At 52.4% G+C, this 16433-nt stretch carries 15 protein-coding genes; 8 read left to right on the top strand and 7 right to left on the bottom strand.

Annotated elements, in window-relative coordinates; genetic code table 11:
- The first annotated feature begins 391 nt into the window (after positions 1-391).
- Both EKM91_RS08105 and EKM91_RS08110 read left to right on the top strand, forming a co-directional pair.
- Positions 392-1915, top strand: coding sequence for a UxaA family hydrolase (locus EKM91_RS08105; RefSeq protein ID WP_125752492.1), 1524 nt, complete (start codon positions 392-394; stop codon positions 1913-1915).
- Positions 1916-2157: 242 nt separating this feature from the next.
- Complete coding sequence (locus tag EKM91_RS08110; RefSeq protein ID WP_125752495.1) at positions 2158-2523, top strand: Rid family detoxifying hydrolase; 366 nt, start codon at positions 2158-2160, stop codon at positions 2521-2523.
- A gap of 83 nt (positions 2524-2606) precedes the next feature.
- Here EKM91_RS08110 and EKM91_RS08115 read toward each other — a convergent pair whose 3' ends face one another.
- Positions 2607-3263, bottom strand: a complete 657-nt coding sequence (locus tag EKM91_RS08115; protein WP_125752498.1) for a hypothetical protein — start codon at positions 3261-3263, stop codon at positions 2607-2609.
- Positions 3264-3431: 168 nt separating this feature from the next.
- On the bottom strand, positions 3432-4052 hold the full coding sequence (locus tag EKM91_RS08120) for a hydrolase (protein ID WP_125752501.1): 621 nt from the start codon (positions 4050-4052) through the stop codon (positions 3432-3434).
- Between the two features lie 388 nt (positions 4053-4440).
- Between EKM91_RS08120 and EKM91_RS08125 the strand changes: the two genes are divergently transcribed.
- The 6 genes from EKM91_RS08125 to EKM91_RS08150 all read left to right on the top strand — a co-directional run bounded on the left by EKM91_RS08125 (position 4441) and on the right by EKM91_RS08150 (position 12082).
- Complete coding sequence (locus EKM91_RS08125; protein WP_125752504.1) at positions 4441-5904, top strand: FAD-dependent oxidoreductase; 1464 nt, start codon at positions 4441-4443, stop codon at positions 5902-5904.
- Entirely contained in the window at positions 5901-6737 is an 837-nt protein-coding gene (gene nadC / locus EKM91_RS08130) for a carboxylating nicotinate-nucleotide diphosphorylase (RefSeq protein WP_125752507.1), read from the top strand. Before EKM91_RS08125 ends, nadC begins: the two co-directional genes overlap by 4 nt.
- Positions 6734-7828 (top strand): quinolinate synthase NadA, encoded by a 1095-nt coding sequence (nadA, locus tag EKM91_RS08135; RefSeq protein ID WP_225419476.1) that lies wholly within the window; start codon positions 6734-6736, stop codon positions 7826-7828. Before nadC ends, nadA begins: the two co-directional genes overlap by 4 nt.
- A 191-nt stretch (positions 7829-8019) precedes the next feature.
- A complete protein-coding gene (locus EKM91_RS08140; RefSeq protein WP_125752510.1) occupies positions 8020-9120 on the top strand; it encodes a cysteine desulfurase family protein in 1101 nt (366 codons plus the stop codon).
- Between the two features lie 463 nt (positions 9121-9583).
- The gene (locus tag EKM91_RS08145) at positions 9584-10762 is read left to right on the top strand and encodes a mandelate racemase/muconate lactonizing enzyme family protein (protein ID WP_125752513.1); all 1179 of its coding nucleotides are present in this window, start codon (positions 9584-9586) and stop codon (positions 10760-10762) included.
- 12 nt (positions 10763-10774) lie between these two features.
- The gene (locus EKM91_RS08150; protein WP_125752516.1) at positions 10775-12082 is read left to right on the top strand and encodes a GntP family permease; all 1308 of its coding nucleotides are present in this window, start codon (positions 10775-10777) and stop codon (positions 12080-12082) included.
- Positions 12083-12128: 46 nt separating this feature from the next.
- On the opposite strand, the gene EKM91_RS08155 is transcribed toward EKM91_RS08150, so the two are convergent.
- The 5 genes from EKM91_RS08155 to EKM91_RS08175 all read right to left on the bottom strand — a co-directional run bounded on the left by EKM91_RS08155 (position 12129) and on the right by EKM91_RS08175 (position 16350).
- A complete protein-coding gene (locus EKM91_RS08155) occupies positions 12129-12473 on the bottom strand; it encodes a hypothetical protein (RefSeq protein ID WP_125752519.1) in 345 nt (114 codons plus the stop codon).
- Positions 12474-12484: 11 nt separating this feature from the next.
- On the bottom strand, positions 12485-13777 hold the full coding sequence (locus EKM91_RS08160) for a Y-family DNA polymerase (protein WP_125752522.1): 1293 nt from the start codon (positions 13775-13777) through the stop codon (positions 12485-12487).
- Positions 13774-14172, bottom strand: coding sequence for a DNA-directed RNA polymerase subunit beta (locus EKM91_RS08165; protein ID WP_125752525.1), 399 nt, complete (start codon positions 14170-14172; stop codon positions 13774-13776). Before EKM91_RS08165 ends, EKM91_RS08160 begins: the two co-directional genes overlap by 4 nt.
- Before the next feature lie 134 nt (positions 14173-14306).
- Positions 14307-15191, bottom strand: coding sequence for an alpha/beta hydrolase (locus EKM91_RS08170; RefSeq protein WP_125752528.1), 885 nt, complete (start codon positions 15189-15191; stop codon positions 14307-14309).
- Positions 15184-16350 carry a PTS transporter subunit EIIC gene (locus EKM91_RS08175; protein WP_125752530.1) on the bottom strand — a complete coding sequence of 389 codons (1167 nt, stop codon included), beginning with the start codon at positions 16348-16350 and terminating at the stop codon, positions 15184-15186. Before EKM91_RS08175 ends, EKM91_RS08170 begins: the two co-directional genes overlap by 8 nt.
- Positions 16351-16433: the final 83 nt, after the last annotated feature.

The raw sequence follows: 16433 nt of genomic DNA on the forward strand, positions 1-16433 counted from the left end.
AAGGGTCTACCCTTTAGCGTTTGCGAGGTCCGGTTACCCGGCAGGAGTCCCCGCTGTTAAAGAACGGAAAAACGTATAGTGTGTACCAGCACCATATCCGTTCCCATGATCGTGATAACAAGATACCACATATTTCCGGACAAGTAAACTGAAAAGTAAGCCTTTACAAAAACTTTAGAAACAGGTGACAATGGATTTTTTCAAACCGGATTTAACCAACTATTATACAAAGCTCACAATTCAGGCCTGCAAACAGCGGAAAATGGCCTAAATGTTACAGCAACTATATATTTGATTGTGTAAACGGGTTCTCTTTGGCATGTAGCCTCTTTCACACAATCCCCTTAGCGCTATACTTGTTCACGTAAGCACAAGAGGAAGGAGCTTGAATATGAAGGTCATTCAACTAACACCTCAAGACAATGTCGCGGTGCTGGTCGAGCCCGGGAAAAAAGGCGACCGTGTCGACAATATTCCCGACCTGGTATTGCAGGAAGATATCCCGCAAAGCCATAAGATCACACTTGAAGACGTTAAAAAAGGTGAACCGATCCGGCGTTACGGCGTCGTATTAGGTTACGCTTTGAAGGATTTCCCTAAGGGGTCGTGGATCAATGAAACGAGCCTCAAACTGCCCGCTTCACCAGCACTTGATGCCTTGCATGCCAATCCAGACTTTAAAGAACCACAAAACATTCGGCCTGTGAAGCAAAATTACTTTATGGGATTTGCCAACGACCCAGAATTCAGTGAGTATTCTGGGACTCGTAACATTTTAGCGATCCATACCACGGTTCAATGTACGATCGGGATCGTTAATGCAGCAATCAAGAAGATCAAGCAAGACTTGATGCAGAAGTATCCGAATGTCGATGATGTCATCGCCATCAACCACCAATATGGGTGTGGGGTCGCCATCAATGCGGAAAATGCTGATATTCCGATCAATAGTTTGCGCCATTTGCTGCACCATCCGAACTTTGGCGGGCAGATCATGTGTGTCAGCTTAGGCTGTGAAAAACTGACCCCGCAAATGTTGTTAGGCGACTATTGCCAGCCTGAGAATTTGGTCATTTTACAAGAACAGCACGGTTTCAAAGGCATGATCGATGCGATCTACAACATGGCCGACAAGAAGTTAGCCAAGCTCAATCAGCGCACCCGCACCAAGCAGCCGCTGTCCAAGCTGCTGATCGGTTTGCAATGCGGCGGCTCGGATGCTTTTTCTGGGGTGTCTGGCAATACCAGTGTGGGTTATGCAGCGGATATGTTGGTGAAAGCCGGCGCCACAGTGATGTTTTCTGAAGTCACTGAAGTGCGTGATGGCGTGCAATTTATCGCCAATCGGATCACCACGCCAGAAACTTGCGAGAAGTTCAAGGAACAAGTCGGCTGGTATGATGACTACTTGGCCAAGGCCAAAGTCGATCGTTCGGCTAATCCTTCTCCAGGGAACAAAAAAGGCGGCTTGTCCACCATTGTTGAAAAGTCGATGGGCTCGATCGCAAAGTCTGGCTCGCTTGAGATCAAAGAAGTGCTCACGCCTGGTGAGATCCCTTCTAAACATGGGATGATCTTTGCGGCGACACCGGCTTCTGATCTGGTTTGCGGCACAGAGCAAATGTGCTCTGGGGCCACCTTGCAAGTCTTTGTCACCGGTCGGGGTACGCCTTATGGGCTGGCGGCACTGCCAGTGTTGAAGGTCTGCACGCGCAATGAACTCAAGGAAAAGTGGCATGATGTGATCGATATCAACACCGGTTCGGTATTGACAGATGACACATCGATCCAAGATATGGGCGAATCGATTTGCAACACGATCTTAAAAGTTGCCGGTGGCACCCAAAAGCCATTTACTGAGCAATATGGGATCTACAACGATATTTGCTTATTCAACCCGGCGCCAAATACCTGATCATTTGCGCACAAGCGCAATTTAAATGTCATAGATTTTATGGATTCGCTGACTACCAAAGCGGGTCCTTTTTTGGCAACATATGCAGGCCGATGCCTTGTTGGTGGTGGTATGTGGTCGCCGGTGCACCGCGGGCCAAGCTCGCTGACGGGCTGCAGCGGATGGCCAAAGCCGTCACCGCACTGCGCTAAAGCGTTTAATATGGTAAAATGATGATATTCAATCACAGGAGGATTTAATCTATGGAAACAGTTTATACGCCCAATGCGCCAGAACCACTTGGCCCTTACTCACAAGCAAAAAAAGTCGGTGACTTGGTTTTTATCTCCGGCCAAATCGGGATCGATCCGAAAACCGGCAAATTGGTTGAAGGCGGTGTGGCTGCCGAAACCAAGCAGGTGATGACTAACCTCGGCGAGATCTTAAAAGCTGCGGGTAAGAGTTGGGACGATGTCGCTAAAGCGACTTGCCTCCTGAAGCATATCGATGACTTTAGTGCCTTCAACGCGATCTATGGTGAATATGTCACCAGCAAGCCGGCCCGTTCGACGTTTGCTGCGACCATTCCTGCCGGTGCGATGGTGGAAGTTGAATTGATCGTCGGGTAAGATTGATCAAGACTATTGGACATACAAAAAATCCCTGCTGGGCCACTCTTGGCTAAGCAGGGATTTTTCGCGTTTGTAGGCGATCAGTATTCAGTCACCCATTTGGCTTTGTACTCATCTTCGTGGTCGTCATCGACCCCAATATACCCATCGTATTCGATTTCTAGTTTGTGGTTGTTGCTGTACGGCTTGGTCAAGGCGACCCAGGTCGTTAACGTACCAGAATGGCCTTGGCTGACCCCGTCACCGCCGTCTTCATAGTCGGTATCTTCTGCTTTGGCGCCCGTATCGTCATAGATGGTCAGATCAGTGGATGGATCCCATTCTTCATCTAAGCCATAATTTGTATAGGTCATGGCGATTTGAACGAGGTTGGCTTTTTTACCCAGATTGAAATCTGGATCATCCAACAAATCGTCTTCTGTCACATAGCTGCCGAAACTGTTATTGGCTTGGGTCAGTGTCAACCCAACTAGCTTTTTACCCGATTTGTCTTTGATCACATATTCTTTGCCCATCACCGCAGTGGCTTGGGTGGTGGTTTTCTTGTTCGGGCTTGTGGTTGCCGTGGTTTTGGTGCTGTTTTGCGTCTGGACTTGCCCTTTTAAGGATTTGACTTCCTGCTTCAGGCTGCTGTTTTGTGACTGCAACTTGGCGGTATCAGCTTTGGCGCTGGTACCACAGGCGGTTAGTGCCAGTGCTGTCGTTAGAATGATCGGGATCAAAACTTTTTTGTGCATATTTTCCTCCAAAGAAACGATAGTTGTGCAAAAGCGCACCTAAATAGTGTATCGAATATTCTATTAAGAGAATAGACTAATACGGCAACTCTCACGAGAGGTTAATTTTGCCGCCTGCAAAAAATGCAGCTATGGTCGTGACGACCACAGCTGCATCAATGGGATAGTTCAGCCAAGATTGATAAAATCGCCGGCTTGCAACAGCAAATTGACGAAATCCGGTACGGTGTCGGTACGGTTCCAGTCGCGCTGCCATTCGCAGGCTAATTGGGCGTTAGAGACCGGTTCAGCGCCGGCTTGTTCGATGCGGCGTAAAGCTGCGTCATGGGCAACGGTACTGGTGCCGCCCACGGCATCGACGACAGGATACACGTCATAGCCGGCGCGCAAGGCGTCTAGGGCCGGGAAGGTGAGGCAAGCTTCGGTCCATAAGGCGGCCATCACCAAATGCTGGCGGCGGGTGGCTTCCACGGCGGCAACGAAGTCCTTGTCTTGCCACGCGTTGATCGTGGAGCGGTCATAAGTGGGGACGTTGGGCATCAGTTCCTTGAGTTGGGGGATGGTGTCTTGGTTGCGCCCAGAAGCGACATTGACCGTCGATAACACGATCGGCACCGCATAAGCTTGCGCGAGTTTAACGGTCATTTGGATGTTTTGGATCAAGGTGGGGTGGTCGATCGAGCGGATCGATTGGATCTGCGTCGGTTGATAATCGATCACTAGCAAAGCAGAGTTTTCCGGCGTCAATAAAGGATCAGTCGCAGGGTCGCGACGAGGGTAACTGGTCATTTTCACAACACCTCCTAATGGTTATTTTCAGCGTACCGCTAAAGCCGCGATTCCCAAAATAATATGCTTGTGAAGCGGCTAACGACTAGGGCGCCAAGGGATGGGAAAGCTTTGCCAGAAGATCCCCAATCACGGCGTTAACTGCCGGTGATTCAGATAGGTAACAGTGACCTTTATTAATTAATATATGGCACCTGCCCAGTGGCGGCAGGTGTTTTTTTATTTTTCGCAGGATGTCGTCATGACACCGACAAAATTGGCTAAATTAGCCTAAAAATTTGCATTTGGCTGGGGATAGGTGTAAAAGATAAGCAAGGGTGTCATGACCGCTTTTTTATTTTATTAATAAAAGTAATTTCAACTTAAATCATGGCACGGGAGGCCTAATTTGAAAACAGTATTGATCATTGGCGGCGGCTTAGCCGGATGTTATGCGGCGGTCCGCCTGCAAGCAACATGCAACGTGACGATCATCACCAAAGGCGCGCGCGCCGATAGCAACTCGATGTTGGCTCAAGGTGGGATCGCGGCGTCACTTGATCCTGGAGACAGCCCCCAAGCCCATGAAGCCGACACCTTAAAAGCCGGCGTTTATCACAATAATGAACCAGCCGTCGCGCAGTTAGTGACGACCGGGCCGGCACTGTTGGAAGAATTGATTCAAGCGGGGATGCCATTTGACCGGCAAGCGGATGGGCAGTTGAGTTTTGGTCTGGAAGGCGCGCATAGCCACCACCGGATCTTACATGCCAATGGCGACCGGACTGGTGCGGCGATCACCAGCTTCGTTCAAAGCTTGTTGCACCATGTAACTTGGGAGACGCATACAGAAGCGCTGTCTCTTGTTCAAGATGCGGCCGGCTGTCGCGGCGTGGTGGTGCGCCACTTGCCAGATGGCCAACCGCAAGTCAAAACTGCCGATGCCGTGATCTTGGCGACAGGCGGGTTAGGCAACCTCTACGATTTCACCACCAACGACCACACCGTCACCGGCGATGGCATCGCCTTGGCTGCACGCGCCGGCGTGGCGCTGCATGACATGGCTTTTGTGCAATTTCATCCGACCTTGCTGGCCTTGAATGGCCGCTGTTATGGGTTGATCACTGAAGCGATCCGCGGGGCGGGGGCGGTATTGGTCGACGAAAATCACACCCCGATCATGGCGAAGGTGCCGCAAAAGGACTTGGCGCCGCGGGATGTGGTAGCGCGGCATTTGACTGCTTGGCAGGCCAAGGGCCACAAGTTGTTCTTAGATATTTCAGCCGTCGCTGATTTCACCGAACATTTTCCTGGGGTGACGGCAAACCTTGATCGCCATCATGTGCCATTCCGGCAAGATCACTTGATCCCGATCCAGCCAGGCGCGCACTTCATGATGGGCGGCGTCAAGGCAGACTTGCAGGCACAAACTTCCTTGCCGCGCTTGTTTGCAGTTGGCGAAGTGGCTTGCAACGGGGTGCATGGTGCCAATCGCTTGGCCAGCAACTCTTTGCTGGATTGCTTAGTCAGCGCCGCCAAAGCGGCCCAAGCCATCCAAGCCCTGCCAGAACTGGCGCCAGCTCACGTCCCCGCACCGGCTGCGCCAACGCCTAATGCCGGCCGCTTGCCGGCATTAGAGGCGTTGCAACACCGTGCTTGGGCAGAGCTTGGGGTCGAGCGGACCAAAGCGCAGCTGCATGACTTTTTGCAATGGCTGCGGCAGTTTGATTATCGCGATATTGACCCAGCCAGCCTGACGCCGGCGGCATTGACAGTGGCCAATTTGTGCTTGTGCAGTGACTTGATCGCCGAGCAAGCACTGGTCCAGCCAAGCTTAGGGGCGCATTACTTGAAGGAGGCGCAAACCGCATGAATCCAGTCTTGACCCGCCAGCAGCTGGCTGCTTTTTTGCAAGAAGACTTGGGGTTTGGCGATTTGAGTGCCCAATGTCTGCCAGATACTTCAGTGAGTGGCCAAATGGTCGCCAAAGCCGATGGCGTCGTCGCCGGGCAAGCCTTGCCGCAAGTGGTGTATGACTTGCTGGGACAAGCCCAATATCAGCCGCTAGTTGCCGATGGCACGGCAGTCACTGCCGGCACGGCCATTGGTGCCGTCAGCGGGGCCAGCCGCACGATTTTGTCAGGCGAGCGGGTGTGCTTGAATTTGATGCAGCGCATGAGCGGCATCGCCACGGCCACTGCGCTGGCGATCCGAACACTCGCAGATCAGACGATCAAGATCGTCGACACGCGCAAAACGATGCCTGGCTTGCGCGTTTTTGACAAATATGCGGTTACTGTCGGCGGCGGGGTCAATCACCGGCTGGGCCTTGATCACGGGATCATGTTAAAAGACAACCACATCGCCGCAGCCGGCGGGGTGGCGCAAGCGATCGCACAAGCCAAGCGCTTGGCCGGGCCGATGATGCGCATTGAAATCGAGACTGAGACCCAAGCGCAAGTGCAAGCGGCGGTGGCTGCAGGCGCAGATGCGATCATGTTCGACAACCAAACCCCTGCCACGATCCGCCAGTGGCAACAGTTAGTCCCGCCAACCATTTTGACGGAAGCTTCTGGCGGCATCACTTTGGCTAATTTGGCCGATTATGCCGGGTGCGGTGTCAACTTCATCTCATTGGGGTATTTGACCAATGCGGTCCAACCGTTAGACATCAGTTTTGTCCTTAAAGGAGCCGTGAAATCATGATATTGACTGAATTGAAGCAAAAACAGGCTTTTACCCGCTATTATGACGAAGATCCACAAGCGCAAATCGCGCGCATTCGCCAGATCAAAGCGGACATGGGCACAGAGCTGCTCATCGTCGCGCATCATTATCAAAAAGATGAAGTCGTCCAGTTTGCCGATGCGCGCGGGGATTCTTTGAAGTTAGCGCAAGTCGCCGCCAGCAACCATACCGCCAAGCAAATCGTTTTTTGCGGGGTGCACTTCATGGCCGAAACCGCAGATATCCTCACCAGCGATGACCAGCGCGTGATCTTGCCAGATCCCATGGCCGGCTGTTCCATGGCAGACATGGCCAATTCCTATCAGCTAACGGAGGCTTGGCAAGCACTGACGGCGCGGCTAAGCGGAGATATCATCCCTGTGACCTACGTCAATTCCACCGCGGCGATCAAGGCGTTTGTCGGTGAGCACGGCGGTATCGTCGTGACTTCCGGCAACGCGCCAAAAATCGTCAGCTGGGCTTTGCAGCAAGCCAAGCACCTGCTGTTTTTGCCTGATCAGCACCTCGGCCGCAACACCGCCTTGGCGCTAGGCGTGCCAGCTAGTGAGATCGGCTTGTGGAACGCGCAAGCTGGGCAGTTGGAAGCAGATACCGGCGCCGATTATCGGGTGATCTTGTGGAACGGCTATTGTTCTGTCCATCAACAATTCAACGTGGCGCAGATCACCGGCTTGCGGCAAAAATATCCCGACGTCAAAGTGATCGTGCACTCCGAATGCCAACACGCTGTGGTCATGGCCGCCGACGCGTCAGGTTCGACGCGCGATTTGATCGATTATATCCAGCAAGCCCCTGCCGGCACCCGGATTGCTGTCGGCACCGACAACAACTTGGTGGGCCGTTTGATCCGCGAAAACCCGGACAAAAAGGTCATGTATCTCAACCCCATGTCATGCGCTTGCATCTTGATGAATCGCATCGACTTGCCGCATTTGGCCTGGACCATGGACCAGCTAGCCGCCCACCAGCCCGCCAACCAAATCACCGTTGACGCCACCACCGCCCACTGGGCAAAAGTCGCCTTAGATCGCATGTTGAAACTAAGCTAGAGCGCGTCTTCGGCGGGTTTAGGGGTGTGTGTCAGGGAGCCTGATCGGCGTGCGGCGACAGCCGTGCACCGGGCAGGCTCCCTGACACGCGACCCCGTTGCCGAAGAAAGCGCGTTTAAGCAGAGCGTGAGCCAGCACGGGTTTAGGTGAGCGGCGCGCTTTTGGCCGCATACAAACGAAAGGAAACCAAAATGATCTATTTTGACCATGCTGCCACAACGAAAATGAGTGCTGCCGCGTTAGCGGTGTACACCGAAGTGGCGCAGAATTTTTATGCGAACGGGGAAAGCTTGCATCAAGCCGGCAATGAAGCCGGGCAGCTGGTCCGCGATGCGCAGCAAAGCATTGCGCGGCAGCTGGGGATCCAAGCGGATGGCTTGATCTTCACCAGCGGCGGCACCGAAAGCAATCAGCTGGGGATCGCCGCTTTAGCGCATGGCAGCCAAAAGCACGAAATTTTGGTCAGCCCGCTGGAGCATTCGTCGGTGTATGAATTGTTGGATGCGATGGCGCGCGAAGAAGGTTATCGCATCACGACCTTGCCTGTGGATGCCCAGGGGCACGTGACGCCAGCCGCATTAACAGCGGCGATCACGGCGGATACTGCGTTGGTGGTGATCCAAGCGGTCAATGCGATCACCGGGATCTGCCAAGCTGTCGCCGACTTGAATCAAGCGGCACAAGCCCAAGGGGTCCCGCTATTTGTTGACGCAGTGCAAGGCTTGACGAAGGTCGACTTAGACTTGACTGAGTTGGCAGGCTTTAGCGCCAGTGCCCATAAGTTCAATGGGCCCAAAAGCTGCGGCTTCTTGTATCTGTCGCCGCAAGTGATTTCCAAACCGCGTTTTCGCAACGTTTTCCAGCAAAACGGCTACTTGCCAGGCACCATGGATATTCCTGGGATCGCCAGTGCGGAAACGGCGTTCACCGAAAATGTTGAACAACAGGCCAAAGCGTTTGCCCACTTGCAAGCCTTGAAACAGCAAGTCTTGACGCAATTGGCGCCGACGATCACCCCAGTGGCACCATGGGCAGAGTATCCAGGTATCATCGGGCTATTGCTGCCGCACACCCAAGGCCAAGAAGCGGCCACGGCAATGGGGCAGCGCGGCTTGTGCTTTTCTACGGTCAGCGCCTGCAGCATCAAAGACCCGCGTCCAGATAATACCTTGATGGCGCTGGGGTTATCGACTGATGCAGAAGGCCGCTATATTCGGCTGTCATTAGGAGGCGAAAACACCGCTGCAGAAGTGGATCAGGCGGTGGCGTTGTTGAATCAAAATTATGGGTAACCGGTTGCTTAGACAATTATTTTTTCAAAAGGGCTGTGTGATTAACGTCACACAGCCCTTTTATTTTTCCAAACAATTTAGATTTAATTCAATTTAAGTACAATCCGCTTGGTATCAGCGGTTACAGCTGCTACCAAGCAAATACGCGGCAAATTTTTGTACTTACAAATGGTATACATAATATTTATTTGCTCACTTTCAATCATGATTTTTGTGTTAATCGTGCATGTTTGCAAACGTAATCAGTTGTACCATTGTCAATTGTGGGAGCCACTTAGTAATCGATTAAAGTAGCATTCTGCTGTGTTTTTCCTCATTCAAATAAGTATGATGTGATTCGCTTAATCAACTTTAAAGTTTTTTGCGTGGGAAAACTTTAATCATTGCGACAACGAATACACGCCACATCATCTGCTGATGTTGAATCTGAATCATTTATTACTTAGGTGAAAGGAAAAAAGCAATGAAAATCACAAGCGTTGATTTGTTTGAACTGAAGTTTCAATATGACGATAAAGATGTCATTAGTGATGCGTTATCGACAAGTGCAGGGCGCCAAGGATTGTTGATCAAGATTTCTGCTGACAATGGCCAATATGGGGTCGGCGAAGCATGGAGCTATGGCAATCCGACCCGAGTGCAACGGGCGATCATTGAAGATCAACTGGCACCAATGCTGATCGGCCAAGATCCAACGGATATCGAGCAATTATTCCAGACCATGTATTGGCGGACCATCGCGCACGGCCGACGCGGGATCGAAATGGGGGCCATCAGCGGCGTGGATATTGCGCTATGGGATCTGCTTGGTAAAATCGCCAACCTGCCGATCTATAAGCTGCTCGGCGGGCATTCAAATGTGATCCCAGCTTATGCCTGCGGGGGCTTTTATGCTAAAGATAAAGGCATGGATGGCCTGCGCAACGAGATTCAAGGCTGGATCGATGACGGCTATCAGGTCTTTAAGATCAAAGTCGGGCGCAACAATGATAATGGGGCGCTGCCGATCAAATATGTTGCTAATCAGGCCAATAGTATTGGCCTTGATGAAGATCTCAAGCGGGTGGAATTGTTACGGCAAATGGTCGGTGATAAAAAGATCATCATTGATTTCAATGCTTCCTGGGATGCCATGACGATGAAACTGGCGGCACCGCGGCTGCAAGCGGCACGAGTCGACGTGATTGAAGAGCCGTTCCAGTTTGAAGATGTACAAGCTTATCGTGAGTTGAAACAATATCTGCCAAACACCCAGGTCATGGGCTTTGAAACCGAACAAAACGAGTTTAATTTCAAGCACTTCATTGAAAATGGCACGGTGGATATCGTGGAACCTGATGTGGGCTGGTGTGGCGGTATCAGTACGGTTAAGAAAATTGCGCCAGTGGCAGAGACTAACTTCAAGGCCGTTTCGATGCATTCATTTGGTTCTGCGGTCCACTTCGCTGCAAGCCTGCAGTTAGCCGCAGCTATGCCAAATGTCTTCCCAATCGAATCCGAAACTAATTTTAATCCGCTGCGTTCTGATATTTTGCAGTCCCCATTCACCACAGATGAGCACATGAACTTTATCCTTTCTGATCGCCCGGGCTTAGGCATTGATATTGATTGGGATAAGGTTGCCAAGTACCAAAAGGCGTAGGGGGCGAGCTTCATGATCTGGAATATATTAGGTATTGTGATTGCCATTATCGTCTTAGTGGTTTTGATTTTCAAAGGCGTGCACATGATCCCTGCGTCATTGATCGCGTCGTTAGTCGCGATCGTGCTTGGCGGTATTAATATTGCCAAAGGCATTAATAAAGGATATATGGCGTCAGTTTCAAATTATGTCCAACAATTCTTTTTGATTTTCTTCCTGTCCGCGTTGTTTGGGGCAGTGATGTCTGATAGTGGTGCCGCGTCTAAAATTGCCCATACATTAGTCGCTAAAATGGGTAAAAGCAGTGTCATTTTGATCATGTTGCTGACCTCATTGATTTTGTCATATGGCGGGATCATGACTTATTTAGTGGCGTTCACGCTGTTTCCAGTGGCATTGGTGCTGTTCAAAGAAGCGGATATTCCCATTAAGCTGTTTCCAGCGTCAGTCTTGAGTATCGCGGCGACGATTTCCATGACCACTTTGCCAGGGTCACCGCAGATTCAAAACATCATGCCGACGACCTATTTTCACACGACGATTTATGCCGCGCCGATCATCGGGCTTGTTTGTGGGGTCTTCGTCTTCGTCGTGAATTATTTGTATCTCTCCCATGCGCAAAAGCAAGCTTCCGCTAAAGGCGAGCATTTTGTTCCAATGAGTGAAGAAGACGCGCAAGTCGTTGACGTTGATTCTGATAATATGAATTTCTGGTTGTCATTATTGCCGATCATTGTCATGTTGGCTTTGATCTTCTTCCTCAAAGGGCGGATGGATTCGAATTACTCGGTTGAAATTGCGATGTTTGTGGCGAATGTTTTAACCATCGCGATGTTTTTCAAGCGGTTCAAGCATCTTGGCAACACGATCGATACCGGGACGAAGAATGCGATGAACGCTATTTTGACCACCGCTTGTGTGGTTGGTTTCGGTGGGGTGGTTGCGATTTCGCCAGCCTTTACTGAATTGACCAAGCAATTGTGGCAAAATGATTCGCATATTTACTTAACGTCGATGATCGTCACCAGTATCGCCGCTGGGGTCTCCGGTTCGTCTAGTGGTGGTTTAGGGATCTGGTTGACTGCTATGGGCAATCATCTTGCGACCATGAACTTAAACTTCGCCGCCTTGCATCGGCTTGGTGTGATGTCATCTGGCTGGACCGGCATGGTGCCATGGTCTAGTGGTCCAGTGGTTGCCAGCTCGATCGCTAAAGTTCAATTGAAGGATTCTTATCCGTACATCTTTGTGACGGGCATGGTGGTTCCATTCATTGCACTGGTAATTGGTTATTTGATGTTTAGAGTTGGTTTGGTTTAATTTAGAGCATAACAAACGGCGGTTCCCATTTGGGAGCCGCCGTTTGTTATGCTTCAGGATGATAGCTCGTGTTAAACGCATGCCCGTGGCTGGCGTCAAAGGTGATATCGGTACCAGGGTGTACGAGATGGTGAGTATCGCGATATTCGATGCTGAGGTTGGTGTGCGCTTTGAGATCTTTGAGGACTTGACCGTAGAGCGCTTTGTCATGCGGCATTTCTAATAGATCATCGCTGTAGTGGAGCTTGGTACCGTGTTTGTAGGACTGCAAGAAGAAGAGATATTGATTTAGAAAATGATTATCGACGATCAGCAGGTGGTAGCGCCAGCCGTATTTGCGCAGAAATTTGGCATCAAGGTTGGCGATCAAGGTTTTAGATTGACGGATCATATGGCGCCTCCTTATTTGGCATGGCCGCCGACTAAGCCGGCCCGTTCTAAGGCGGTACCGCCGGCGGTTTTGCTTGATGCGCGAAAAATGGCTTTGTAGCCCCATTTGGCGCGGATCTTATCCATAATCAGTTCGAGGCGATCCGTGGCTTCACGATTTTCAGCAGGCTCAAACAAGCTGATCTGCACCGTTTCCGGCGTTGAAACGCGGCTGGCGCGCACGCCCACTGAGCGCAAGACTTCACCGTTCCAATGGGTGCGAAACAGCCACCGCACCGCGCGGTTGATCTCATCGGTTTGGCTCGTGGGGTCGACATGCACTTGCGCGCCCCAGTGGGTTTGACCGGCTGCGTTAGGCTCGGCAAAGCCCACCGAGATCGCAACGACTTGGCAAACTTGGTGGTGTTTGCGCAGCCGGGCCGCCACTTGCCCGCCGATTTCACACAGGACCGTCAAACAGTCGGCGGCGGTGACGTAATCGCGCATCAGCACTTGGCTGTTGCCGACTCCGCGGTTGTCGCTGTGGGGGATGTAGCGCTTGGCTAAGACACTGTAGTCGATGCCCCACGCATGATAATACAAGGCAGTCCCTAGCACCCCCAGCTTGGCTTTGAGCTTAGCTGCAGGCGTGTGGGCGACGTCATAAAGCGTGTGGATACCCATGCGTTCGAGCTTAACGGCGGTTTTGCTGCCGATACTCCAAAAATTGGTCAGCGAATCGATTGCCCACAGCTTCTTAGGGACGTCCGCATATCCCCAGCTGGCTTGCCAAGGCGGGCGGACTTTGGCGTCGTTATCCAACGCGAGTTTTGCCAACAAAGGATTTTGGCCGATGCCGACGGTGGTGATGATGCCGGTGCGTTGAAAGACGCGGTCTTGGATCGCACTGGCGATCGCCTGGTTGCCGCCGAACAGCCCATGGACATGCGACACATCGATGAACGACTCGTCGATGCTGTAAACATACCAATCCGCATCCATGGCGAACTCCCGGTAGATGCTGTTGATCAAGTAGTTGATCTCGATGTACAGCTGCATGTGTGGCGCGCAGATCTGGATATCCATATCCGGGCGGATCTCAAAATAGCGCGTCCCCAGCTTGACGCCGTATTTGGCTTTGACGATCGGGCTGGCTGCTAAGATCAACCCGCCTTGGCTTTCGGCGCGCGACAGCACCGCGTTTTTAGCGGCAAGCGGGTATTCGCCGCGGCGGATCGCTTCGACACTGGCGTAAAAACTCTTGCAGTCGATGCACATGATGTCGCGGCTCGGCAGGCGGGTGGGGTCATCCAGCGGCGTGCTCATGCCGCCCACCAATGCTTGGCAGTCAGTGGCGCGACATGGCGAATGTCTGCGACTAAAATGGTGGTCAACGTCCCAGATGCTTGCACCATCAAGGTCAATTGGCCGGCCGCAAAGCCCATGATCGCTCCTGCCAGCTCAGGGGCATGGTCTTCGTCGTCATATTCTGGCTGCAGCTGCACCTTGATCGGCCGGGTGTGTTCCCAAGCTTGTTGCAAACAAGCGTCGATTTGGGCGGCAGATTGTTCTGGCAAAAGCGGTGTGGGTTGCGCCGCGGTTTGCTTAGCGGATAAAAAAGCGGTGTGGTCTGATAACAACCAGCCCAGCCACTTGGCCATGGTGCGATCGGCATACAGCCAGCGGTCGCGGGGGATGTCTCGATATTCATAATGATCCATCGCAAGGCCTCCTTTACAGATTAGGTATGTGTTCATTATACGAACGTATGTTTGTATTTTGCAAGGGAGAAAGCGGAAAAAATCAAAAAAGCACGCTGACCCGGTGTGGCACCAGGTTGCGCGCTTAGTCAAAATCAAGGTGTGGCAGTGGTCATGCGCCGCTGGCTGTCAGTCGGTTGGCTGCGGCCAGGAGTTTGGTTGGGCGTTTGCAACATGTATTGCTGAATGTAGTTGATGATCTCCCGGTTTTGCGGCAAGTCGCTGTGCTTGGCGTTGTCGCCGGAAACCGTGATCTGGGTGTAATGGGCGGCTTGGTTTTGATAGATATACTTGCCGCATTCGACACTGTTAAGCGGCACGGTGCCGTCACCATCATAGGTTTCCGTACCAGCCAGCGAGTATACCGTCAAAGTTTTAGGCAGGGACTTGCGTTTGGCGATCAAGTCGTTGAGCATTTGGGTGCGGTTGTGCGGGTTGCTTTCTTCCAAATTGTACGGCGTGCCGATGGTCATCAGCCGGTCGATCGACACGTCGGCGCTGGCATAATATTTCTCCAAAAAAAGACTCAACACCAACCCGCCATTACTATGGCCGATGGCGCGGAAGCGATTGAAGTGGTAAGTCGCTGTGAGATGCTTTAACGCTTGGTCAAACCAGCGGGCTTGTTTTTTGATGTTGTTATAGCCGTCGTGATTATTTTGAAAGGCGACGACGATATAAGGTTCGTTGTCGCGCGCGGCAAGCTTGCCGGATTTGACTAAGGTGCCGTTGGTTTTGACCGTGATCTTCAACAGGCTGTGGCCGGTGGTTTGCTGATTCAGCGTCGTGATGAGGCTGTTGAAGCGCTCTTGCGTCGCAGAACTCCCAGGCACTAAGATGATCGGCTGCATCTGCGAATTATGCACCACTTTGGCATCACGCACTTGCCGATGCATCCAAGTCGTCGCCGCGCTGAAAATACCGCCGCCAACGAGGAGGACGATCGCGCTTAATATGAGAACTTTGAGCCATTTAGGCATGCGCCCCACCTCCTGCCAGCATTTTCACAAAAGGCAGATAAATGGCGACTGCCACCGCTAACCCTAGCAGCGCGACGACCAAGGCCGGCCAGTTGCCATTCGTGGCCAGCCATGCCAGCAAAGGCCCAGGCGTCGTTGCCGGGACTTGATAAACCGCCGGCGCCATTAGATGCCAATGCAGCGCCAGCCAAGCAATGCCGGTTGCGGCCAATGGGGCCAGGAAAAACGGCACTAATAACACCGGCTCAAGCACCACCGAATACCCTAGCAGCAGCGGCCAATTCAAGTTGACCAAGCTTGGCGCGAGGCTGAAATAGGCGAGGCGGCGCTTGGCTGGCCGCCGATCGACCAGCAAGATCGCGATCACCAAAGCCAGCGTCATCCCCACGCCGCCAAACAGCGCAAACGGCCGGTACAGCGTGCCTAGCGTGTTAGGATACGGGATCGCGCGATTGGCCAACGCCGCATGCAAGTTGGCCGTCGCCGTGGCACTGGTCATCATTGGCGCAAGTGCTGGGATCGGCGTCGGCAAGCCCAGCCAGCCTAAGCCACTGTTGATCAAGGCGACTAAGCCGGTGTGCAGCGACCAGTGGCTGGTAGCGCCGGTCAACGCCGCCGGCCACGCCGTCAATACCAGTGTGCTGCCGTTTTTGGCTAAGGTGGTGATCCCGACGCGCAGCGCGGCAGCCAGCACCAGCAAAACCGGCGCCAACCACTGCGGCTTGCGCAAGTGCGCAAACAACCAGCCGCACCCGGCGCCAAAGATGAGCCCAGGCAACAACCCGTCTAACCCCAGATTCGGGCCAAAGCTGGTCAAAGGCGAGGTGTTTAAGATCAGCCAGCCCACGCCGCTGGTCAAAGCGGCCCAGCGCGGCTGATCCGCACTGGCGGCGCGTGCGGCAAACACTGCCGCCAACAAGCCGGACAATCCTAGCGTGTATGTGACGATCAGCCCTAAGCCAATATGGATCTGCACAAACCCAGGCACCCAATGCGCCAAGTCAAAGATCACGGCGAAAAACCCGTCGCGGCTGAAGATACTCAACAACAACGCTTGCGCTCCAGTGCCGATGAGGATCAAAGGCATCAACGCCGCAAAAGTCGCGGTAACGACGTGATAAAAGCGGCTATGATAATAACGCTGGCAAAATTTGCTCACAATGACAGCCTCCGTAATCGATACGGCTATTTTAGCAGATAAAAAGCCAATAGGTTAGTCAGGCCCGGAGACGATTTTTAGAT

The organism is Lacticaseibacillus baoqingensis, from assembly GCF_003946165.1.
GTDB lineage: Bacteria > Bacillota > Bacilli > Lactobacillales > Lactobacillaceae > Lacticaseibacillus > Lacticaseibacillus baoqingensis.